This window comes from Nocardioides sp. (assembly GCF_030019515.1).
Lineage (GTDB): Bacteria > Actinomycetota > Actinomycetes > Propionibacteriales > Nocardioidaceae > Nocardioides.
The window spans coordinates 107,330-123,847 of the sequence record NZ_JASEEQ010000012.1 but is presented as its reverse complement, the minus strand read 5'-3'; the positions used below and the strand labels follow the sequence as shown (position 1 = coordinate 123,847).

17 protein-coding genes are annotated in these 16,518 nt (G+C 71.5%); 7 read left to right on the top strand and 10 right to left on the bottom strand.

Annotation, left to right across the window (positions count from 1 at the left end):
* Positions 1 to 331 precede the first annotated feature (331 nt).
* The 3 genes from QMC84_RS16940 to QMC84_RS16930 all read left to right on the top strand — a co-directional run bounded on the left by QMC84_RS16940 (position 332) and on the right by QMC84_RS16930 (position 4,519).
* Positions 332 to 3,106, top strand: a complete 2,775-nt coding sequence (locus QMC84_RS16940; protein ID WP_300376715.1) for an alpha-amylase family glycosyl hydrolase — start codon at positions 332 to 334, stop codon at positions 3,104 to 3,106.
* Positions 3,107 to 3,254: 148 nt separating this feature from the next.
* Positions 3,255 to 3,458, top strand: coding sequence for a hypothetical protein (locus tag QMC84_RS16935; RefSeq protein ID WP_300376713.1), 204 nt, complete (start codon positions 3,255 to 3,257; stop codon positions 3,456 to 3,458).
* 53 nt (positions 3,459 to 3,511) lie between these two features.
* The gene (locus QMC84_RS16930; protein WP_300376711.1) at positions 3,512 to 4,519 is read left to right on the top strand and encodes a LacI family DNA-binding transcriptional regulator; all 1,008 of its coding nucleotides are present in this window, start codon (positions 3,512 to 3,514) and stop codon (positions 4,517 to 4,519) included.
* 22 nt (positions 4,520 to 4,541) lie between these two features.
* Here the strand turns inward: QMC84_RS16930 and QMC84_RS16925 are convergent, their stop codons facing one another.
* From QMC84_RS16925 to QMC84_RS16915, 3 genes are all read right to left on the bottom strand, one after another.
* Entirely contained in the window at positions 4,542 to 4,688 is a 147-nt protein-coding gene (locus tag QMC84_RS16925; protein WP_011753691.1) for a DUF1059 domain-containing protein, read from the bottom strand.
* 15 nt (positions 4,689 to 4,703) lie between these two features.
* Entirely contained in the window at positions 4,704 to 6,353 is a 1,650-nt protein-coding gene (locus QMC84_RS16920) for a PAS domain-containing sensor histidine kinase (RefSeq protein ID WP_300376706.1), read from the bottom strand.
* Between the two features lie 534 nt (positions 6,354 to 6,887).
* A complete protein-coding gene (locus QMC84_RS16915) occupies positions 6,888 to 9,410 on the bottom strand; it encodes a GH92 family glycosyl hydrolase (protein WP_300376704.1) in 2,523 nt (840 codons plus the stop codon).
* Between the two features lie 391 nt (positions 9,411 to 9,801).
* Between QMC84_RS16915 and QMC84_RS16910 the strand changes: the two genes are divergently transcribed.
* The 4 genes from QMC84_RS16910 (at position 9,802) to QMC84_RS16895 (ending at position 11,363) form a co-directional block, all read left to right on the top strand.
* Positions 9,802 to 9,978, top strand: coding sequence for a hypothetical protein (locus tag QMC84_RS16910; protein ID WP_300376702.1), 177 nt, complete (start codon positions 9,802 to 9,804; stop codon positions 9,976 to 9,978).
* 2 nt (positions 9,979 to 9,980) lie between these two features.
* Entirely contained in the window at positions 9,981 to 10,184 is a 204-nt protein-coding gene (locus tag QMC84_RS16905) for a hypothetical protein (protein WP_300376700.1), read from the top strand.
* A gap of 71 nt (positions 10,185 to 10,255) precedes the next feature.
* Positions 10,256 to 11,131, top strand: a complete 876-nt coding sequence (locus QMC84_RS16900) for a tyrosine-type recombinase/integrase (protein ID WP_300376698.1) — start codon at positions 10,256 to 10,258, stop codon at positions 11,129 to 11,131.
* 61 nt (positions 11,132 to 11,192) lie between these two features.
* Positions 11,193 to 11,363 carry a hypothetical protein gene (locus QMC84_RS16895; protein WP_300376696.1) on the top strand — a complete coding sequence of 57 codons (171 nt, stop codon included), beginning with the start codon at positions 11,193 to 11,195 and terminating at the stop codon, positions 11,361 to 11,363.
* Positions 11,364 to 11,392: 29 nt separating this feature from the next.
* Here the strand turns inward: QMC84_RS16895 and QMC84_RS16890 are convergent, their stop codons facing one another.
* The 7 genes from QMC84_RS16890 to QMC84_RS16860 form a co-directional block, all read right to left on the bottom strand.
* The gene (locus QMC84_RS16890) at positions 11,393 to 11,968 is read right to left on the bottom strand and encodes a hypothetical protein (protein WP_300376694.1); all 576 of its coding nucleotides are present in this window, start codon (positions 11,966 to 11,968) and stop codon (positions 11,393 to 11,395) included.
* A 36-nt stretch (positions 11,969 to 12,004) separates the two neighbouring features.
* A complete protein-coding gene (locus tag QMC84_RS16885; protein ID WP_300376692.1) occupies positions 12,005 to 12,208 on the bottom strand; it encodes a hypothetical protein in 204 nt (67 codons plus the stop codon).
* A gap of 37 nt (positions 12,209 to 12,245) precedes the next feature.
* A complete protein-coding gene (locus tag QMC84_RS16880; protein ID WP_300376690.1) occupies positions 12,246 to 13,151 on the bottom strand; it encodes a DNA adenine methylase in 906 nt (301 codons plus the stop codon).
* Positions 13,152 to 13,204: 53 nt separating this feature from the next.
* Positions 13,205 to 14,713, bottom strand: a complete 1,509-nt coding sequence (locus tag QMC84_RS16875) for a hypothetical protein (protein WP_300376688.1) — start codon at positions 14,711 to 14,713, stop codon at positions 13,205 to 13,207.
* Positions 14,714 to 14,826: 113 nt separating this feature from the next.
* Positions 14,827 to 15,633, bottom strand: a complete 807-nt coding sequence (locus QMC84_RS16870) for a tyrosine-type recombinase/integrase (RefSeq protein WP_300376686.1) — start codon at positions 15,631 to 15,633, stop codon at positions 14,827 to 14,829.
* Positions 15,630 to 15,950, bottom strand: coding sequence for a hypothetical protein (locus QMC84_RS16865; protein ID WP_300376684.1), 321 nt, complete (start codon positions 15,948 to 15,950; stop codon positions 15,630 to 15,632). Before QMC84_RS16865 ends, QMC84_RS16870 begins: the two co-directional genes overlap by 4 nt.
* Positions 15,947 to 16,516, bottom strand: a complete 570-nt coding sequence (locus QMC84_RS16860) for a DUF1643 domain-containing protein (RefSeq protein ID WP_300376682.1) — start codon at positions 16,514 to 16,516, stop codon at positions 15,947 to 15,949. Before QMC84_RS16860 ends, QMC84_RS16865 begins: the two co-directional genes overlap by 4 nt.
* Positions 16,517 to 16,518: the final 2 nt, after the last annotated feature.

Below are 16,518 nucleotides of genomic sequence, written 5' to 3'. Positions count from 1 at the left end.
GCATGACGTTCCCTCTCGGTCCCGGCACCCCCGGTGGGCGCCTGGAGCAACGCTCGCGCAGGCGTGCGGGCCGCGCGTCGCCCGCAGCGGCCACCTTCCGCGGTCTCCGCCCCTGGCCCGAACGGGCCAGGGCGCGCCGGTCGGGGGCCGAAGGACCTGCGAGAGCGCGGCGATGCCGCGCGGGACCGAGAAGATCAGCGCCCCGGTGCGCCCGGCCTGGACCGTCTCGCCGCCGGTCGCGCGGCCCGGCCCGGGGTCCCTTGCCGCTCCGTCGGGATCGGCCTAGGTTGCTCCCACCTGTGATCTGGTTCACGTCCTCGGGAGGGACCCCATGCGCATCCTGCTCTCCGCACCGGTCGTCGCCGTCCTCGGTCTCGCCCTCGCCGTCCCGTCCGGTGCGGCCGGCGCGACCGAGAGCCCGGGGGCGGTCGGCCGGCACCCCGCCGGCTACGCCCAGCACGCCCCACGCCCGGGCGTGACCGACGAGGACTTCTACTTCGTGATGGGCGACCGGTTCGCGAACGGCGACGCCACCAACGACGAGGGCGGCCTGACCGGCGACCGGCTCACCACCGGCTTCGACCCCACGGCGAAGGGCTTCTACAACGGCGGTGACCTCGAGGGCCTGCGATCCCACCTGGACTACATCGAGGGGCTCGGCACCGACGCGATCTGGCTGACGCCCATCTTCAAGAACAAGGCGGTCCAGCTCGAGGACGGGCCGTCCGCGGGCTACCACGGCTACTGGATCACGGACTTCACCACCGTCGACCCCCATCTCGGCACCAACGAGGACCTCGCCTCGCTGGTCGCCGACGCCCACGAGCGCGGGATGAAGGTCTACTTCGACATCATCACCAACCACACCGCGGACGTGATCGGCTACGAGGAGGGCGACCGGACGGCCTACGTGTCGAAGGACGCCGTCCCCTACCGCGACGCCGACGGCGATCCGTTCGACGACCGCGACCCCGCCCAGATCGGCGACCCGTTCCCCGCCCTCGACCCCGCCACGTCGTTCCCCTACACCCCCGTGCTCGACCCCGACGAGCAGGACCTCAAGGTCCCCGCCTGGCTCAACGACGTCACGAACTACCACAACCGGGGCAACACGACGTTCACCGGCGAGGACAGCCAGTACGGCGACTTCTTCGGCCTCGACGACCTGTTCACCGAGAAGCCGGAGGTGGTGACCGGCATGATCGACATCTACCGCACCTGGGTGAGGGACTTCGACATCGACGGCTTCCGCATCGACACGATGAAGCACGTCGACGACGTGTTCTGGCAGCGGTTCGGGACCCGGATCCAGCAGCTCGCCGCGGTCGACGGGAACCCGGGCTTCTTCATGTTCGGCGAGGTGGCGCTCGACGGCAGCGACGCGGCAGCCAAGGCGTTCACCTCGCACTACACGACCTTCGACCGGATGCAGGCCGTCCTCGACTTCCCGTTCCAGGACGCCGCGCGCGGCTTTGCGTCTCGCAGTGCCGACAACCAGGGTCTGGCCCGGTTCTTCGCCAACGACGACTGGTACACCGACTACAACTCGAACGCCTACTCCCTGCCGACGTTCCTCGGCAACCACGACATGGGCCGGATCGGCCACTTCCTGAAGGCCGACAACCCCGGCGCCGACGACGCCGAGCTGCTCTCCCGCGACCGGCTCGCCCACGAGCTCATGTACTTCTCGCGGGGCAACCCGGTCGTCTACTACGGCGACGAGCAGGGCTTCACCGGTGACGGCGGCGACCAGCTCGCGCGACAGACGATGTTCGCCAGCCAGGTGCCCGAGTACCAGGACGACGACCAGATCGGCACCGACCGCACCGGCGCCGACGACAACTTCGTCACCGACTCCCCGATGTACCGGTCGATCAGCCGGCTCGCCACGCTCACCGCGCGGCACCCCGCGCTGCGCAACGGCGCCCAGCAGGTCCGCTACGCCTCGGACGGCCCGGGGATCTTCGCGTTCTCACGGGTCGACCGCAGGCACGACCGGGAGTACGTCGTCGCGCTCAACAACAGCGAGGACCGGGCGAGCGCGGCGGTCCCGACGTACCTGCGCTCCGGCGGGTTCCGCAAGGTCTACGGGTCCGGGCCCTCGACCCTCACCAGCCGGGCCGACCGCAGCCTGCACCTCGCCCTGCCCGGGCTCTCCTCCGCGGTGTACGTCGCCACCGACCCGATGCCGCGATCTGCGGCGGCTCCCCGGATCTCGCTCACCCGGCCGTCGCCGTCCCCGGTCTCGTGGGGACGGGTGCACGTGCGCGCGCGGGTCTCCGGGTCCGCGTTCGCCGAGGTGACCTTCCAGCGCCGGCTCGACGGCCACGGGAAGTGGCGGACCATCGGCGTCGACGACTCCGCGCCGTACCAGGTCTTCCACGAAGTCACGGCGCTGCCGCCGGGCCTGCCGGTGCAGTATCGCGCTGCCGTGCTCGACAACGCCGGCCACCACCGCGGTTCGGCCGTGCGTACGTTGCGGGTGCCTCGAACGCAGGTCACCGTGACCGCGCCCGCCGACGGCGGCACCGTGAGCAGCATCGACCCGGTCACGATCACCGCCACCGTCGACCCGGAGCGGTCCTTGCAGGCGGTGGAGTTCGAGCGCAGCGTGGCCGGCGGCCCCTGGACCAGTCTCGGCACCGACAGCTCCGCGCCGGTCTACCTGATCACCGACGACGTCTCCGGCCTGCCGCTCGGCACGACGGTGCGCTACCGCGCCACCCTGAGCGAGCAGCGGGTCGTGCAGCGCACCAGTGCCCCGGTTACGGTGACGACCGCCGAGCCATCGCCCGCCGTCGACTCGGTCACCGTGGCGGGCAGCCTCCAAGACGAGCTCGGCTGTCCCGGTGACTGGCAGCCCGACTGCGCCGCCACCCACCTCGCCTTCGACCGCACCGACGGGCGCTGGCACGGCACGTTCACGCTGCCGGCAGGCGACTACGAGTGGAAGGTCGCCATCGACGACTCCTGGGACGTCAACTACGGCGCCGGAGGCGCGGCGGGCGGCAGCAACCTGCCGCTGAGCGTCCCCACCGGTGGCGGGTCCTACGTGTTCACCTGGGACCAGGTCACCCACGAGCCCTCGGTGGCCCCCGCCGGCTGAGGTGCTCCCCGACGGTCGGGCCCCCGATCGGCCATCTCGCGGGCCCCTTCGTCAGGGAGTACCCCGAGGGTCTGACTTGACCGGTAAAGCAGAGGGCGCTACTGTATCGGTACAGAGCTTGACTGGTACAGAATGAAAGTGATGCGTCATGAACGACGTCCTGGCCGCCGGCCTCGCCACCCGGCTCACCACCCTGCACGTGTCCAGCGCCCGCCCGGACGCCCCGGTCGTGACCGAGCCCGCTCGGCGCCCGGCCGCGACCCGCGCGGTCCGGGCCCGGATCGCGAGCGAGCTGCGCACGGTCGCCGGCTGGGTCGAGCCCCGGCCCGTCGGGACCTGCCAGCCGAGCTGACGGTCCGGGTGAGGCCCGCGCCCGCCGGGCGGAGCGGCGATACTGGGTCCGCCATGGCCAAGGTGACCCTGCAGTCGATCGCCGACCGAGTCGGCGTCAGCCGGATGACGGTGTCCAACGCGTTCTCGCGCCCGGACCAGCTTTCGGCCGAGCTGCGCGAGCGGATCCTCGCCGCCGCCGACGAGCTCGGGTACGTCGGGCCCGATCCCGCCGCCCGGGCGCTGGCCCGGGGCCGCACCGGGTCCGTCGGCCTGCTGATCAACGGCAGCCTCAGCGAGGCTTTCGAGGACGCCGTCTCGGCGGTCTTCCTCGCCTCGGTCTCCGACGAGCTCGCCAGTCGCGGGCTGGCGCTCACGCTGCTGCCCGCCTCGTCGGACGATCGGTTCGTCCCCGCGCGCGACGTCGCGGTCGACGGTGCGCTGGTCTACGTCTGCGACCCGACCTCGCCCGACATCGGCTGGCTCGAGCGGCGCCGGATCCCGATGGTCGTCGTCGACCACGACACCCGCGGCGCGATCGCGTCGGTCAACGTCGACGACCGCGGCGGCGCGCGGCTCGCCGCGCAGCACCTCGTCGATCTCGGTCACCGCCGGATCGGGCTGGTCACCCTCGCGACCGACCCGGGCGCCGTCAACTATCCAGCCCACGAGCGGATGCTCGGCTGGCACGATGCACTCGACCCGGCCGGGGTGGAGCCGACGTTGGTGACGACGCCGTATGCGCCTCCCTCGGCGGCGTACGACGCGGCAGTGTCACTGCTCGACCGAGCCGACCGACCCACCGGCGTGGCCTGCTTCTCCGACGAGTTCGCGTTCGCGACGATCCGGGCGGCCGAGTCTCTCGGCCTCCGGGTGCCCGTGGACCTCTCGGTCGTCGGCTTCGACGACAGCGTGCTCGCGACCGCCAGCCGCCCGCCTCTCACGACGATCCACCAGGAGGTGCCGGACAAGGGCCGGGCGGCCGTCGCCGCGATCGCGGAGCTGCTCTCGGGCGGCCGGCCGGAGCCCGTCGTGCTGCCCACCGCGCTCGTCGTGCGGGAGAGCACGGCCCCGCCGGGCTGAGCGCCCCGATCGAGCCGGGCGGTCAGGTCGCGATGAACAGGATCTCGTCGCGTCCGTACTCCATCCCGGGGTGCTCGGCGGCGAGGTGCTGCTGGGTCAGCTCGACGAGCTCGTCCTCGTCGGCGCCGGTGATGGTCGTGCCGCACGGACAGGTCAGCCGGGTCTTCATCCCGCCAGCCTAGGCTCAGCCGGCCTCGGTGCCCACCGGCAACGACACCCGGAACACACTGCCGCGTCCGCACTCGCTGTCGACCTCGATCCGGCCGCCGTGGCTCTCCACGATCGCCTTGGCGATGCTCAACCCGAGCCCCACCCCCTGGATCGCGGACTCGGTGGCGGCCCGGGTCCGGAAGAATCTCGTGAACAGCTGGCCGCGCTCGGCCTCGGAGATGCCGATGCCGTTGTCGGCGACCGTCAGCTCGACGCGCTCGCCGTCCCGGCGCACGCTGACGCGCGCCCGACCGCCGCGCGGTGTGTACTTGATCGCGTTGGACACCAGGTTGTCGACGACCTGTGCGAGCAGTTGCGGGTCCGCCACGACCAGGACGGGGCCGCGCAGGTCGCACTCGATCTCGACGCCCTCCGCCAGGGCCATCGGGGCCGCGGCGTCGACGCTCGCGATCGCGATCCGGGCGAGGTCGACCTCCTCGCGCTCGAGGGGCACGGGCCCGCCCGCGTGGTGTGCCTCCTGCAGGAGCGCCTCGACCAGGGCGGTGAGCCGCGCCGCGTTGCGTTCGACCACCCGCAGCTGCGCGACCGCCTGGGCCGACAGGGTGTCGTCCTCGAGCAGGATGGCGACATAGCCGACGATCGAGGTCAGGGGCGTGCGCAGCTCGTGGGAGACGGTGGCGACGAACTCCTCCTTGACGGCCAGCGCCCGCATCAGCTCGGTGATGTCGGTCGCCGCCACCACCGCCCCCACGACGTTGCCGGCCGGGCTGACGGAGCGGCGACCCGACACCGAGACCGCCCGCCGGGTCGCGGGGTCGGCGCCGGACCACATCCGGTAGTCCTCGAACTCCTCGCCGCGCGCCGCCCGGGCACTGGGCAGCTGGTCCGCCGTGAGCCGGGTGGTCCCGTCGGCGGCGAAGGTGTCGCCCGGCCAGGGCAGGTCGTCGCCGGGGAGGGAGAGCCTGATGAACTCCTCGTAGCGACGGTTCATGCCCACCAGCCGACCGCGCTCGTCGAGGAGCATCAGGCCGACGTCGGCACCGTCGAACACCTCCTGGGAGGTCTGGCGTTCCGCCTCGAGGGTCTCGAGGGTCCGCTGCAACCGCTGCTCGCCCTCCTCGGCCTGACGACGGGCCAGCTCGGCAAGGTCCAAGCCGGCGGCCAGCGCCAGCGCAACCAGGCCGGCGGCGACCGGCATCGGGACCGCGCGGGACAACCCTTCGCCTTCGAGACCGTGGACCGCCAGGGACGGGAGGGTGATCAGCAGCAGGGATCCGGCCACCGTGATCAGCGCCCCGGGCATCCGCAGCCGGTTGCCCAGCCAGAGGGCGGGCAGCACCACCAGCAGGGACGTGCCGCCGTCCTGTGGCCCGAGCGAGCTGACACCGACGACGCCGAGATCGGCGACGGCGAGCGCCGCGATCACCGGCGTACGACGCCACGACCTCGGGAGGACCATCACCACGAGCAGGATCAGGAGCGCCAGCGCCGCCCCGCGCAACGGCCAGTTCCCGTCACCCAGAGGGACGCCGCCGGCCCGACGGAGCAGCCGGTCCAGGACCACCAGCAGCACGAAGCCCGCCTGCAGGCCGCGCGGGTCCGGATCGCCATCCACCCAGGCGAAGGGACGCAACGCGCGGCGCAGGCGCTCGCTCTGGTCCATGGCATCCACCCCTGTCAGCCCGCTCGCCAACTCGGCCGTCGCCCGATCCACGCTCGTCGCGGGGGGCCCATCGGCCGGGTCCGATCCGACCTGACCTGAGCGCCGGGCGCCTGGCTCAGCCGGTGGCTCGGGCGGCGCCGTGGAGGCGGGCCAGCAGCCAGAGCAACGGTACGGCGGCGAGCGCGGCCACGGCCAGGCCTCCGGGCACGGCACTCATCGAGGCCACCGCCGAATGGTCGGGATCGGCACGCACGCCCCACCATTGGTCGCTGGCCACGCTGACGCACTCGACGACGTAGAACGCGGGCGGTGCCGCGCAGATTGCCGAGCGGCACCGCCAGCCGCGCGGCCACTGCCACGTCGGCCGCGACCACGCAGGACTCGTCCCGGTCGCGGTGGAACGTCGGGTGCAGCACCATGGTCATGCCGGGTCCACTCTGGTCACCCGGCCGGGCCGTGGGCAGGGACGAAGGTCACGATGCGCCGAGACGCGGTCCCGGGCGACGGTCCCCCTAGCGAAGCTAGGTGCTGGTGTCAGCTGCAGGCCGGGCGGCGGGGCAGCATCCGGCCGATGTCGTCCGGCCCGAAGGACGGTGGGCGGTTCCGCACGGCGCGTCCCCAGCCGTTGGCCTCGCCGACGGCGACGTCGAGTCGACCGCCGCACCTCAGCTCCGCGTACGGCAACCACGAGCGCTGTGACTCGTGCCCGTCGAGCCGCACCACACGCACCGCGCGGCCGGTCCCGCGGACCGGAGAGCCGGGAGTGAGCCGGATCGTCAGGTCGGCGCCGGGCAGGTCGAGCGTCACGCGGCGGAACCGGGGCGCGAGCACGGTGAGCACGTCGGTGCCCGGCACGGCCGGATAGAGGCCGATCGCGTTCAGCACGTACCACGCCGACATCTGCCCGAGGTCGTCGTTCCCGGGAAGTCCGTCGACGGTCGCGCCGAACAGGTCGGAGAGGGCTCGGTCGATGATGCGCTGGGTCGTGGCCGGGCGCCCGAGCCAGTGGAACAGGTGGGGCGCACCGGAGGTCGGCTCGTTGCCGAGGAACGCGTGCGGCGCGGTCGGGCCGGCGTTGAGCCTCGCGAAGAAGCGGTCCAGCTCGCGGCGGGCCGCGACCGGCCCGCCGATGCGCTCGAAGAGACCGGCGGGGTCCTGCGGCACCAGCCAGGTGTACTGCGCGCCGTTGCCCTCCACGAACCCGGTCCCGTCGGCGGGGTCCTGGTCCACCCAGTCGCCGGTCACCGAGCGCGACTGCGCCACCCCGGTGTCGGGGTTGACGACGTTGCGCCAGGAGGCCGACCGGCGGGCGATGGCCCGCCTCTCGGGCCGGCAGTCGCCGTCGCGTCGGCACAGCTCGGCCGCGAACCGCGCGATGGCGAAGTCGGCGACGGCGTACTCGAGCGTCGTGGCGGTCGGCCCCCACACCAGGCCCGGGTCGATGAAGGTCGAGTAGACGCCGGTGTCGCGCTCGTAGGGGATGTAGCCGCGTGCCAGGTAGTCGTCCTGCCCGGGCCGCTCGACGTACCGCGAGTTCGCGCTGCTGCCCTGGGCCGTGGCGGCCTTCACCATGGCGTCGAGGGCCGCGCGCCGGTCGAAGCCGGTCGCGCCCAGTGCGCTGATGCCGGCCAGGCTGATGGGTGCCGGGTCACCGACCATCATCCCGGTGTGGGCGGCCGCGACCGGCCACTTCGGCAGCCAGCCGCTCTGGCGGGCGTCCAGCACCAGGGACTGCGCCAGGTCGGCCGCGCGGCGCGGCCAGACCATGGCCAGGAGCGGCACCTGGCTGCGGTAGACGTCCCACCCGGAGAAGTTGGCGTACTTGGTCCGGGAGGTGTGGTGGACCTCGCCGTCCATGCCCAGGTAGGAGCCGTCGACGTCGTCGAACGTGCTGGGGTGGATGAGCGCGTGGTACAGCGCGGTGTAGAAGGTACGGCGCTCCTCGCGGGTGTTGCCGCGGACCGCGATCCGGGAGAGCGCCCGGCGCCACGCGGCGCCGGCCAGCGCGCGGACCTCGCCGAAGCCGCGTTCGCCGATCTCGCGCTCGAGGTTCCGGCGGGCGCCGTCGACGCTGACGAAGGAGACCGCGACCTTGGCCCGGACCTCGTGGTCCGCGGCCGTGTCGAAGCCGACGTACGCGCCGGCCTGGGCGGTGCCGGACGGGTCGCCGGGCAGCTGCTTGGGCAGTCCTTGGAGCTGTTGGTACTTCAGCCGCGGGTCGGCGCCGAGGTCCCGGGCACTCGTGGACCCGGGGGACAGGACCGCCTTGGTCCAGGTGCCGTAGGAGTCGAAGGGCCGGTCGAAGGTGATCGCGAAGTGCAGGGTGTAGCGGCTGTCCTGGTAGCAGAAGGCGCCGCTGCCGCTGGTGCCGCTGACGGTACGACGGCCGGGGTCGACGTCGACCTCGGCGAGAGTGTCGGCCATCGAGCTGCCGCCGGCGTTGACGAGGAAGGTGCCGCGGTCACCGGCGAAGTGGAAGCGCCCGGCACCGGCGCGCGTGCGCGCGGCGAGCTCGACATCCACCGCGCGGTCGGTCCCGGGGTCGAGGGTCACGGCGTACCGCCCGGGGCCGGCGTGCTCGTGCTCGTGGCTGAACGTCGGCAGCAGGTCCGCGCGGTAGTCGGCGGACAGGCCACTGACCGGCGAGGAGTCGATCGTCCCGGCCACCGGCAGGATCGGGACGTCGCCGAAGGCGGCGCAGCCGGCACCGCTCAGGTGGGTGAGGCTGAAGCCGCGGATCCGCGAGTCGGAGTAGGTGTACCGACCGGTGAAGTTGTCCAGCGACGGCACCGTGTCGGGGCTCCACTGGAGCATCCCGAAGGGGGCGACGGCGCCGGGGAAGGTGTTGCCGGCGCCACCACCGGTGCCGAAGTCGGGCTGGCCGGACAGGGTGCCGGTGAAGACGTTGACGAGGCTGGTGGGATCGCTCGCCCCGTCGCCGGCCTGGGACCTCGACGCCGGCTGGCTCGCGGCGGACGACGCGTCCGCCGGGACGGTCGTGGACAGCGCGAGCAGGACGGCCAGGAGGACGGCAGGCAGCGACGGTCGAGACCCCATGCCGCTGGCAACGAGCCGACGGCAGCGGAGTGACGAGAGGGACGGACCGGGCAGGGCGGGGAATGACGAACGGCCCCTGGCCGGCGGATTCGCCGTCCGGGAGCCGTGTCGGATCCGGTCGTACTCGGCGCGCCCGTAGGGATTCGAACCCCAAACCTTCTGATATGTACCCGCTGAGCGTGGTTCCCGCGCTCGCCGAGACGCCCGCGGCCGCCACTGCCGCGGCGTCCGAGACCGCCGGCCGGATGGGCGTTGTCATCCCCATGCCCGCGCGCCGTCGCCTCGGATCCACGGGCGAGGCCCGGCCGGGGTGCTCGCACGAGCCCGCAGTGCACGGCCACGGGCCGGGCCTCGTCCTCGCCTTCCGTTCCCACCGTTCCGAGGAGTCTGCATGACGACCACGAGCACGACCCGGGGCCCGGACATCGTGACGGCGTTCCTGGAAGCTGTGTCGGCAGTCGAGCGTGGCACGAAGGACCCGAGCCTCTCGGTCGAGGAGTTCGAGGACCTGGTCGCTGAGCGCGAGGGCCTACGCCGCGAGATCCGAAACCGGCTGCTGGGGGTGTGAAGGTGACCATCAACGAGTTCAACGAGATCTATCCGGTGCGACGGATCCTGCCTGAGACCTGCTGGTGCGGGGCGGAGAACCGGCGGGCCGAGGACCACATCTGCGGGGAGTGCCCCGAGCACTGCGAGCTCGCCGCGCACCGCGAGGGCCGACCCAGCCCCGCGCGGGTCCGGGCGGCGGCCGCGAGCCGCCCAGCCGCCGCGTGAGCAGAGCCCCCGGCGCTACCTCCTGGGGGCTGCCCTCTCCGACTGTGATAGGGACCACTACCGTCCGAAGGATGAGCGCTCACGTTTCCGCGGCGTGGCTGGCCGCGATCGATGCCTGGATCCTCTGGAACCTCGCGCAGGGGAACTCGTCCCAGACCGCCTACACCCGGCGCCAGCATCTGCAGCGCACCGCCCGCAGCATCGGGATCGAGAGCCCCTGGGAGGTCACCGGCCCCGAGCTGCTGTCGTGGTTCGCGTCGCAGCAGTGGGCGAACGAGACCCGTCGGGCGTACCGGACCACGCTGCGCGGCTTCTACCGGTGGGGCGCCGAGTCCGGTCACATCGGGTCCTCGCCGGCCCTGGCGCTGCCGAAGGTGAAGCCCGGGCTGCCGAACCCGCGGCCGGCGCCGGACTCCGTGTACCTGCCGGCGCTCGCCGCGGCGCGGCCGCGGGAGCGGCTCATGCTGCGGCTCGCCGCCGACCACGGGATGCGGCGCGGGGAGATCGCGCTCGTGCACTCGCGTGACCTGCTCGAGGACCTGGACGGCTGGTCGCTGGTCGTGCACGGCAAGGGTGGGAAGGAGCGGATCCTCCCGCTGCTCGACGACGTCGCCGCCACCCTGCAGTCCCTCCCGCCGGGGTGGGTGTTCCCGGGTGATGACCACGGCCACCTCTCGCCGCGGTGGGTCGGGAAGCTGGTCAACCGGCTGCTGGCCGACGACTGGACGATCCACAAGCTGCGGCACCGTGCGGCGACGATCTGGGAGGAGACCTCCGGACACGACATCTTCGGTGTCCAGGAGCTCCTCGGACACGCGTCGCCGGCGACCACGCGGCTCTACACGAAGGTCAAGAACGACCGACTCCGCGGGATCGTCAACGGAGCCTCCGGCCCGTCTCCCCCACTCGCCACGGCCGGCCGGCCGGCCCGGCGCCGCGCCGCCTGAGCGGCCGCGGTGGGTGTCGTCACGACCGGGTGCAAATACACCTGGTCCTAGCGTCCGGTGAGTGCCGAACCAGCCCGCGACGCCGAACAGGACGCTGCGGATCCCCGACGAGATCTGGCAGGAGGCACGGCGCATCGCGGCCGACCGCGGCGAGAACGTGACCGCGGTCGTGATCCGTGCGCTCGAGCGGTACATCCGCCAGTTCGGGGACGACCACAACGGCGACGGCTGAGCGGGGCGCGTTCGCTCTGGCGGGTGCGGTTACGCCCAGTTCCACCAGTAGTAGCCGTCGTCGCCGATCTTGACGGTCACGGGTGCCTGCTGGCCGCCGGCGGAGACGATGCAGGTGACCTCCTGATCGGCGCGGATCATCTTGTTCGGGCACTCCACGTGGGCACTGGTGGCGCCCTGTTCGCGTGCCCACTTCGCGATGTCGGCCTCGATGGAGTCGCCCTGGAACTGGACGATCTGCGCGAACGTCAGCTGGCCGAGGATCACCAGCCCGATCGCGGCGACCCCCACAACCGGGATCGCCGGCGTCGACTTGATCCTGATCGTGCGGAGGACCAGGTAGAGGAACGGGATCAGCACGCTGACGGGCGGGAAGTCGCGGCCGCTGCCGTCGACGGCGGCCCGGACCCGGCGGTGGTCCAGGACGCAGCTGACCGCGGCCGCCAGGGCCAGGACGCCGCCGGTGGCCACCGCTGCGGCCGGCGCGAAGTACGCGATCGGGACGTAGGCGAGCGGCAAGGTGGCCGCGGTCCACGCGAACGTCGGGTCCACGCGAGCTCGCGGGGCCGAGCCGGCGGGCACAGGCGGTGAGGCGGGGTCGTCCATGTGCCGGAGCATAGGGCGACCGAGTGCGGCCGGAGGCTAGAACAGGGCCGGTCGCTCGTCGGCGCCGAGGTAGCACTCGAGCTCGGCCGCCAGCTGCGTCCAGAGGTCTCGCTCCCGGGCGAGCGCGGCCAAGGACGCCGGTGGGGCTTCCGGGACGGCCCAATCGATCCGGGTCTGGCAGTCCCGCGTCATGGACCGGGAGCAGCCCGCGCACGAGCCGAGCAGCGCGAGCGCGGCCACACCCGGTAGGAACGGGCTCGGCTCCCCAGGCGATCGGTTAGACGACGACCCAGTCTGCTTCGTCCTTCGGGAGAATGCCGATGTGCGGCACGACGAGGCGGTCGCTGAAGATGGCGTATTCGCTGCCGACGTGCTGGTGCTGGGCGGTGTGCTTGATGTTGAACCGCGCACATCGCAGGTCTGGGTAGAGCTCGTCCGTGATTCGGGCGTCGCAGTCGTAGGTCATGAACCACCGCAGGTCGGTCCCACGAAGGACCTCGGCGACGCCGCGATGGTCGTCGTAAGACAGTTTGTCTAGGTAGAGCGCGTCGCCCTGCACGATGTATGGCGGATCGACGTACAACATCACGTCGGGAGCCTCTGCCAGGGAGCTGATGAAGTCGCGGGCGTCGAGCTCAGTCAGGTGGACACGGTGGCGGAACTCGGCGATATAGCGGATCCGATCGACAAGGTCCGTGCGGTTGAAACGCGCGTCAATGAGCCACTGTCCCGTCTGCTCCAGGCCGCCGATCGGTCGAGCCGTCAAGATCCCGGATCGGTTGCAGCGGTTCAGGAAGAAGGTCGCGAATCCGAGCTCGAGGTCATCACGGTCGGCCGGCGCGGAGTAGATGGTTCGTTGCTCGTGCCACGTGTCGATGCTGACGTCGGCGTGCTCGATGGACCGAACCAGTTCGTCGGTTCGGTGGTACACACAGCGCCAGAACGCAGCAATGCCTGGGTCGAGGTCGTTGACGTGGATCTCGTCGACCACGCCCTCGGCTAGCAGCTTGAGCGCTGCACCCGCGCCTCCTGCAAATGGCTCTGCGTAGGCGAGTGGCCGTGGATCCTGGGCTCGGATGAGGTCGGCGATGTATCTCGCGAGTCGCGCCTTCCCACCGGGATAGCGGAGGGGGCTGTAGTACCCGAGAGCCGGCTTGGTCGGGGCATTGTCACCGGTGGGCATGGCCGTCATCGTGGCAGTCCGCGGGCGTGATGGCCAGCCCAAGCGCGGCGTGTTTACGATCCACGAAGGGTGTCTTCGACCAGGTCGTCGAGAGCGCGCAGGAACGGCTCGTGTGCCTCGCACTGGGTGCGTGCGATGTCGGGGTGTGCTCGGTAGTCATGCCGATGAACGAAGAAGTGCATGGAGTCCACCGAGAGCTCGCCGGTGCCGGAGGCAAGTGCGTCCCAGATGTGGGGGAACCGTCGGTCCGTCGGCTTGGTGTTATGGGGGTCCAGCAGGTGGAGGCACCGCTGGACTCGGGCGTTGCACCCGCCGCCCGTCTTCTTCCCGAGTGCGTCGAGCACATCGAAGCTGTAGAGATCGAGGAGCACGCGGTTGAGGATCGCGCAGGTGTAGGCGTAGTCCTTGTACGCGAGGGTCTTCATTTCAGCGAGGACGGCGCGCGTCTTGCCGCTCCCGTGGGTCAGCTGGAGGGAACCGTAGGGCCGCCGAGCGGGCTGGGGAGCCTTCCGGCGCCGTGATCGGGTGCTGCGCTCGCTCGCGCCGACGGGGGCGCCGACGGCGGGGTGGGCCGCCTCTACCCGGTCGTCGCTGGTGGGAAGGTCGCTCGCAATGGCGTCGAGGTAGCCGACGACGTCGTCTGCGACGTTGATGCTTCGGCTGTTGAGCTCAGGGGTGCCCAGATCGGAGAGTAGCCGGTGCATCGCTGCTCGAAGGGCATTGTCCGAGACCGTCCACCGGACGCTTCGGCCATCGATCTGCATACCCAGCCGGAGACGGTTCTCGGGCCGGATCAGCACCCGGCCAAGCGTGGTGATCCCCTTCTTGAAGGCTCGGTCGACAAGGGCGAGCATCTCGTCGTCGTCCGCGAACTGCTGGCGGAGCGCATCGAGGAGGTCGACGGCGCGGCCGGATTGCTCGCTGGATGCGCGCCGGCCAGCGACCCGCCCGTCGCCGGTCGCACCACCTGCCTCGTGACGGGCCTTGCCTTCGGCGTCCCACTCGATCGTTCCGGCGCCTTTGTGGAAGCCGACGTTCGTATGCTTCATCGTGATCCAGTGATCGCTCGCCTCGACGTCCGAGGTCACGACGCAGTCCACGGTGCGAGGAATGGGCGCCACGCCGCCGAGCTTGGCCCAGCGGCCCCGGTACGCCTTCATCTGACGGTCGCTCGCACCAGGAAGCTCGGGAATCACGTCGGGGTTGGTCATCGCCTTCAAGGCGGCCATGCGGCGGTTGCCTTCGAGCACCCTCCACCGGGCACCTTCCGGCTGAACGATCGGGAGGCTCGACGGGTCGAGACCGCGAGTGGCGATGTCGGTCGCCAGGTTGAGCATGTAGTCGCGGTCCTTCGGCTCGCTGAACAGCGCCAGGAAGCACTCGTCCTGCGAGGTCACGGGGCGATGACGATAGTTCTTCGGGTTCAGCAGCACGCTCGAGACCGGGATCGGCTCGACCTCATAGTCCGGCACCGAGAACCTCCCCTGCACGTGTGATAGTCCCGACAGATGATGGCCCACCTGGTGGCGGATCCGCACGCAAATCGCTCCGTCTGACGTCACTCAGCGGAACCTTGGAACCACCCCAGTTTGTGTCGCCCCTTCGCCTTCGGCCCCTCTTCCGCGGAGCCTCCGAAGAGCTTGGCGTGGTCATCGTCTAGCGCCCGTCCGAATGGTCATCGTTCAGCCGCTGCGGAGATCTGGTCGAGCACGTCGTCGCTGGTGGCGGCGTACCGGGTGGTGGTGGTGACCGACGCGTGACCGGCCGCCCGGGAGACGCCGAGGAGGTTCCCGGTCTCCGCGAGCCCCACGGTGATCCATCGGTGCCGCAGCTGGTGGAACGTGCCGTCGACGCCGGCGCGCTGGATCGCCCGATTGACCTTCCGCTGGAGTGCGTCCTCGCTGTAGGCCTTCTCGCCGGCGGTGACGATGTTCCCGGTCCCGGGTGGGCCGATCGCGTCCATCAGGATCGGGCCGACAGTGATGAGGCGTTCCTTCTGGCCCTTGCCGCGAACCAGGAGCCGGCGGTGCTCGGCGTCGTAGTTGCCCCAGTCGGCGGTCGCGGCCTCGGAGACCCGGAGGCCTCCGTACCCGCCGAGCGCGACCGCGCGGCGCATGTCGTTCTCGAGGGTGGTGAGGAGCTGGTGGAACTGGTCGCGGGTGAACGGCCGCGGGAGGCCGGCCGGGACCTTCGGTGCGTCGAGCCGGACGGTCGGGTCGTCGTCGCGGTGGTCCCACCGTTGGCACCACTTGTAAAACGTGCGGAGGTTCGCCAGGTCATTCGCGCGGGTCGCGGGCTTGAGGTGCGCCCGGGCCGACCACCAGGCCTCGACCTCCTCGCGGGTCGCGTCGCCGGCGTTCCCGACCGACTTCAACGTCGCCCGCCGGCGGGCCACCGTGTTGACGGGGACCCGCTCGTGCACGCACCAGTCCAGGTACGCGACCGTCAGCTGGTCGGTGATCTCCTCGGCTCGTCGGCTCATCGGCGGCCCCGGGGATACCAGGTCAGCCAGATGACACGGACGTCGTCGGGCGGCGGGGTGTGCTTCGGCAGCCGGAGGTTGCGCAGCTGGTAGCGCACGGTGGTGGCCGCGGGCTTGCGTCGTCGTACGACGCGGACCTGGTCGACCAGGTACCTCGAGCCGGCCTCGGTTGCGATCCAGTCCCCGACCGCGGGCGCCTGGTCCTCGGCGGGCAGGTCGATGAACAGGCCGCAGCCTCCACCGACCTCGACGACGTCGCCGGTCGCGCTGAGGACGACCGACGGCGTGGTGTGCTTCGCTCGCCGTACCGGGCTCACGGTCGTCCCTCCCACGGCTGGGGTCGCGCCGATGCTGGCAGGTAGAGCGGGTGCCTGGGCTGGCCGTGCTTGGTGACCCCGAAAGCGTGGAGGGCGGTCCGCATGCCTGGCAGCGCGAGCACCTGGGCAACGCGCGCCGGCCGGGCGTTGGCGCCCCAGGCGGCGATGATCGGCCTGCACTGCCGGGCGGCCGCGGCGGCGTGGCGGGCAAGGTACTCGTCGTTCTCGGGTCCGACCGGGTCGTCGGCTTTCCACAGGTCCTCGGGCTTGGTCGCGCGAAACGCGTAGAGGTTGAGGACGTGGATCCCGTCTGCGCCGATCGTGCGGGCGAAGCCGACACACCGGCGGATGGTCGGGTCGTCGAGCTCAGCATCGGCGGTCGACGGGTTCAGCATGACGAACGTCGCGGGGAGACCGTCGCCCCAGCGGCGGCCCAGCACGTACCGGTAGCGACCGTCTTCAGAGAGCCGCGCGGCCCGGGCGACGTCGACGCTAGGCGGGTACACGCCGCCGCCCGACCGCGCTGCGGGTGCGTTGAAGAGGCTCAACTCGCTGTCGAGGGGCATCA

Excerpts from the sequence above, each read along its gene's own strand:
- QMC84_RS16940 (WP_300376715.1), top strand. The coding sequence starts at position 332 with ATGCGCATCCTGCTCTCCGCACCGGTCGTCGCCGTCCTCGGTCTCGCC.
- QMC84_RS16900 (WP_300376698.1), top strand. The coding sequence starts at position 10,256 with ATGAGCGCTCACGTTTCCGCGGCGTGGCTGGCCGCGATCGATGCCTGG.
- QMC84_RS16910 (WP_300376702.1), top strand. The coding sequence starts at position 9,802 with ATGACGACCACGAGCACGACCCGGGGCCCGGACATCGTGACGGCGTTC.
- QMC84_RS16920 (WP_300376706.1), bottom strand. The coding sequence starts at position 6,353 with ATGGACCAGAGCGAGCGCCTGCGCCGCGCGTTGCGTCCCTTCGCCTGG.
- QMC84_RS16915 (WP_300376704.1), bottom strand. The coding sequence starts at position 9,410 with ATGGGGTCTCGACCGTCGCTGCCTGCCGTCCTCCTGGCCGTCCTGCTC.
- QMC84_RS16880 (WP_300376690.1), bottom strand. The coding sequence starts at position 13,151 with ATGCCCACCGGTGACAATGCCCCGACCAAGCCGGCTCTCGGGTACTAC.
- QMC84_RS16925 (WP_011753691.1), bottom strand. The coding sequence starts at position 4,688 with ATGAAGACCCGGCTGACCTGTCCGTGCGGCACGACCATCACCGGCGCC.
- QMC84_RS16860 (WP_300376682.1), bottom strand. The coding sequence starts at position 16,516 with ATGCCCCTCGACAGCGAGTTGAGCCTCTTCAACGCACCCGCAGCGCGG.
- QMC84_RS16930 (WP_300376711.1), top strand. The coding sequence starts at position 3,512 with ATGGCCAAGGTGACCCTGCAGTCGATCGCCGACCGAGTCGGCGTCAGC.
- QMC84_RS16870 (WP_300376686.1), bottom strand. The coding sequence starts at position 15,633 with ATGAGCCGACGAGCCGAGGAGATCACCGACCAGCTGACGGTCGCGTAC.
- QMC84_RS16890 (WP_300376694.1), bottom strand. The coding sequence starts at position 11,968 with ATGGACGACCCCGCCTCACCGCCTGTGCCCGCCGGCTCGGCCCCGCGA.
- QMC84_RS16935 (WP_300376713.1), top strand. The coding sequence starts at position 3,255 with ATGAACGACGTCCTGGCCGCCGGCCTCGCCACCCGGCTCACCACCCTG.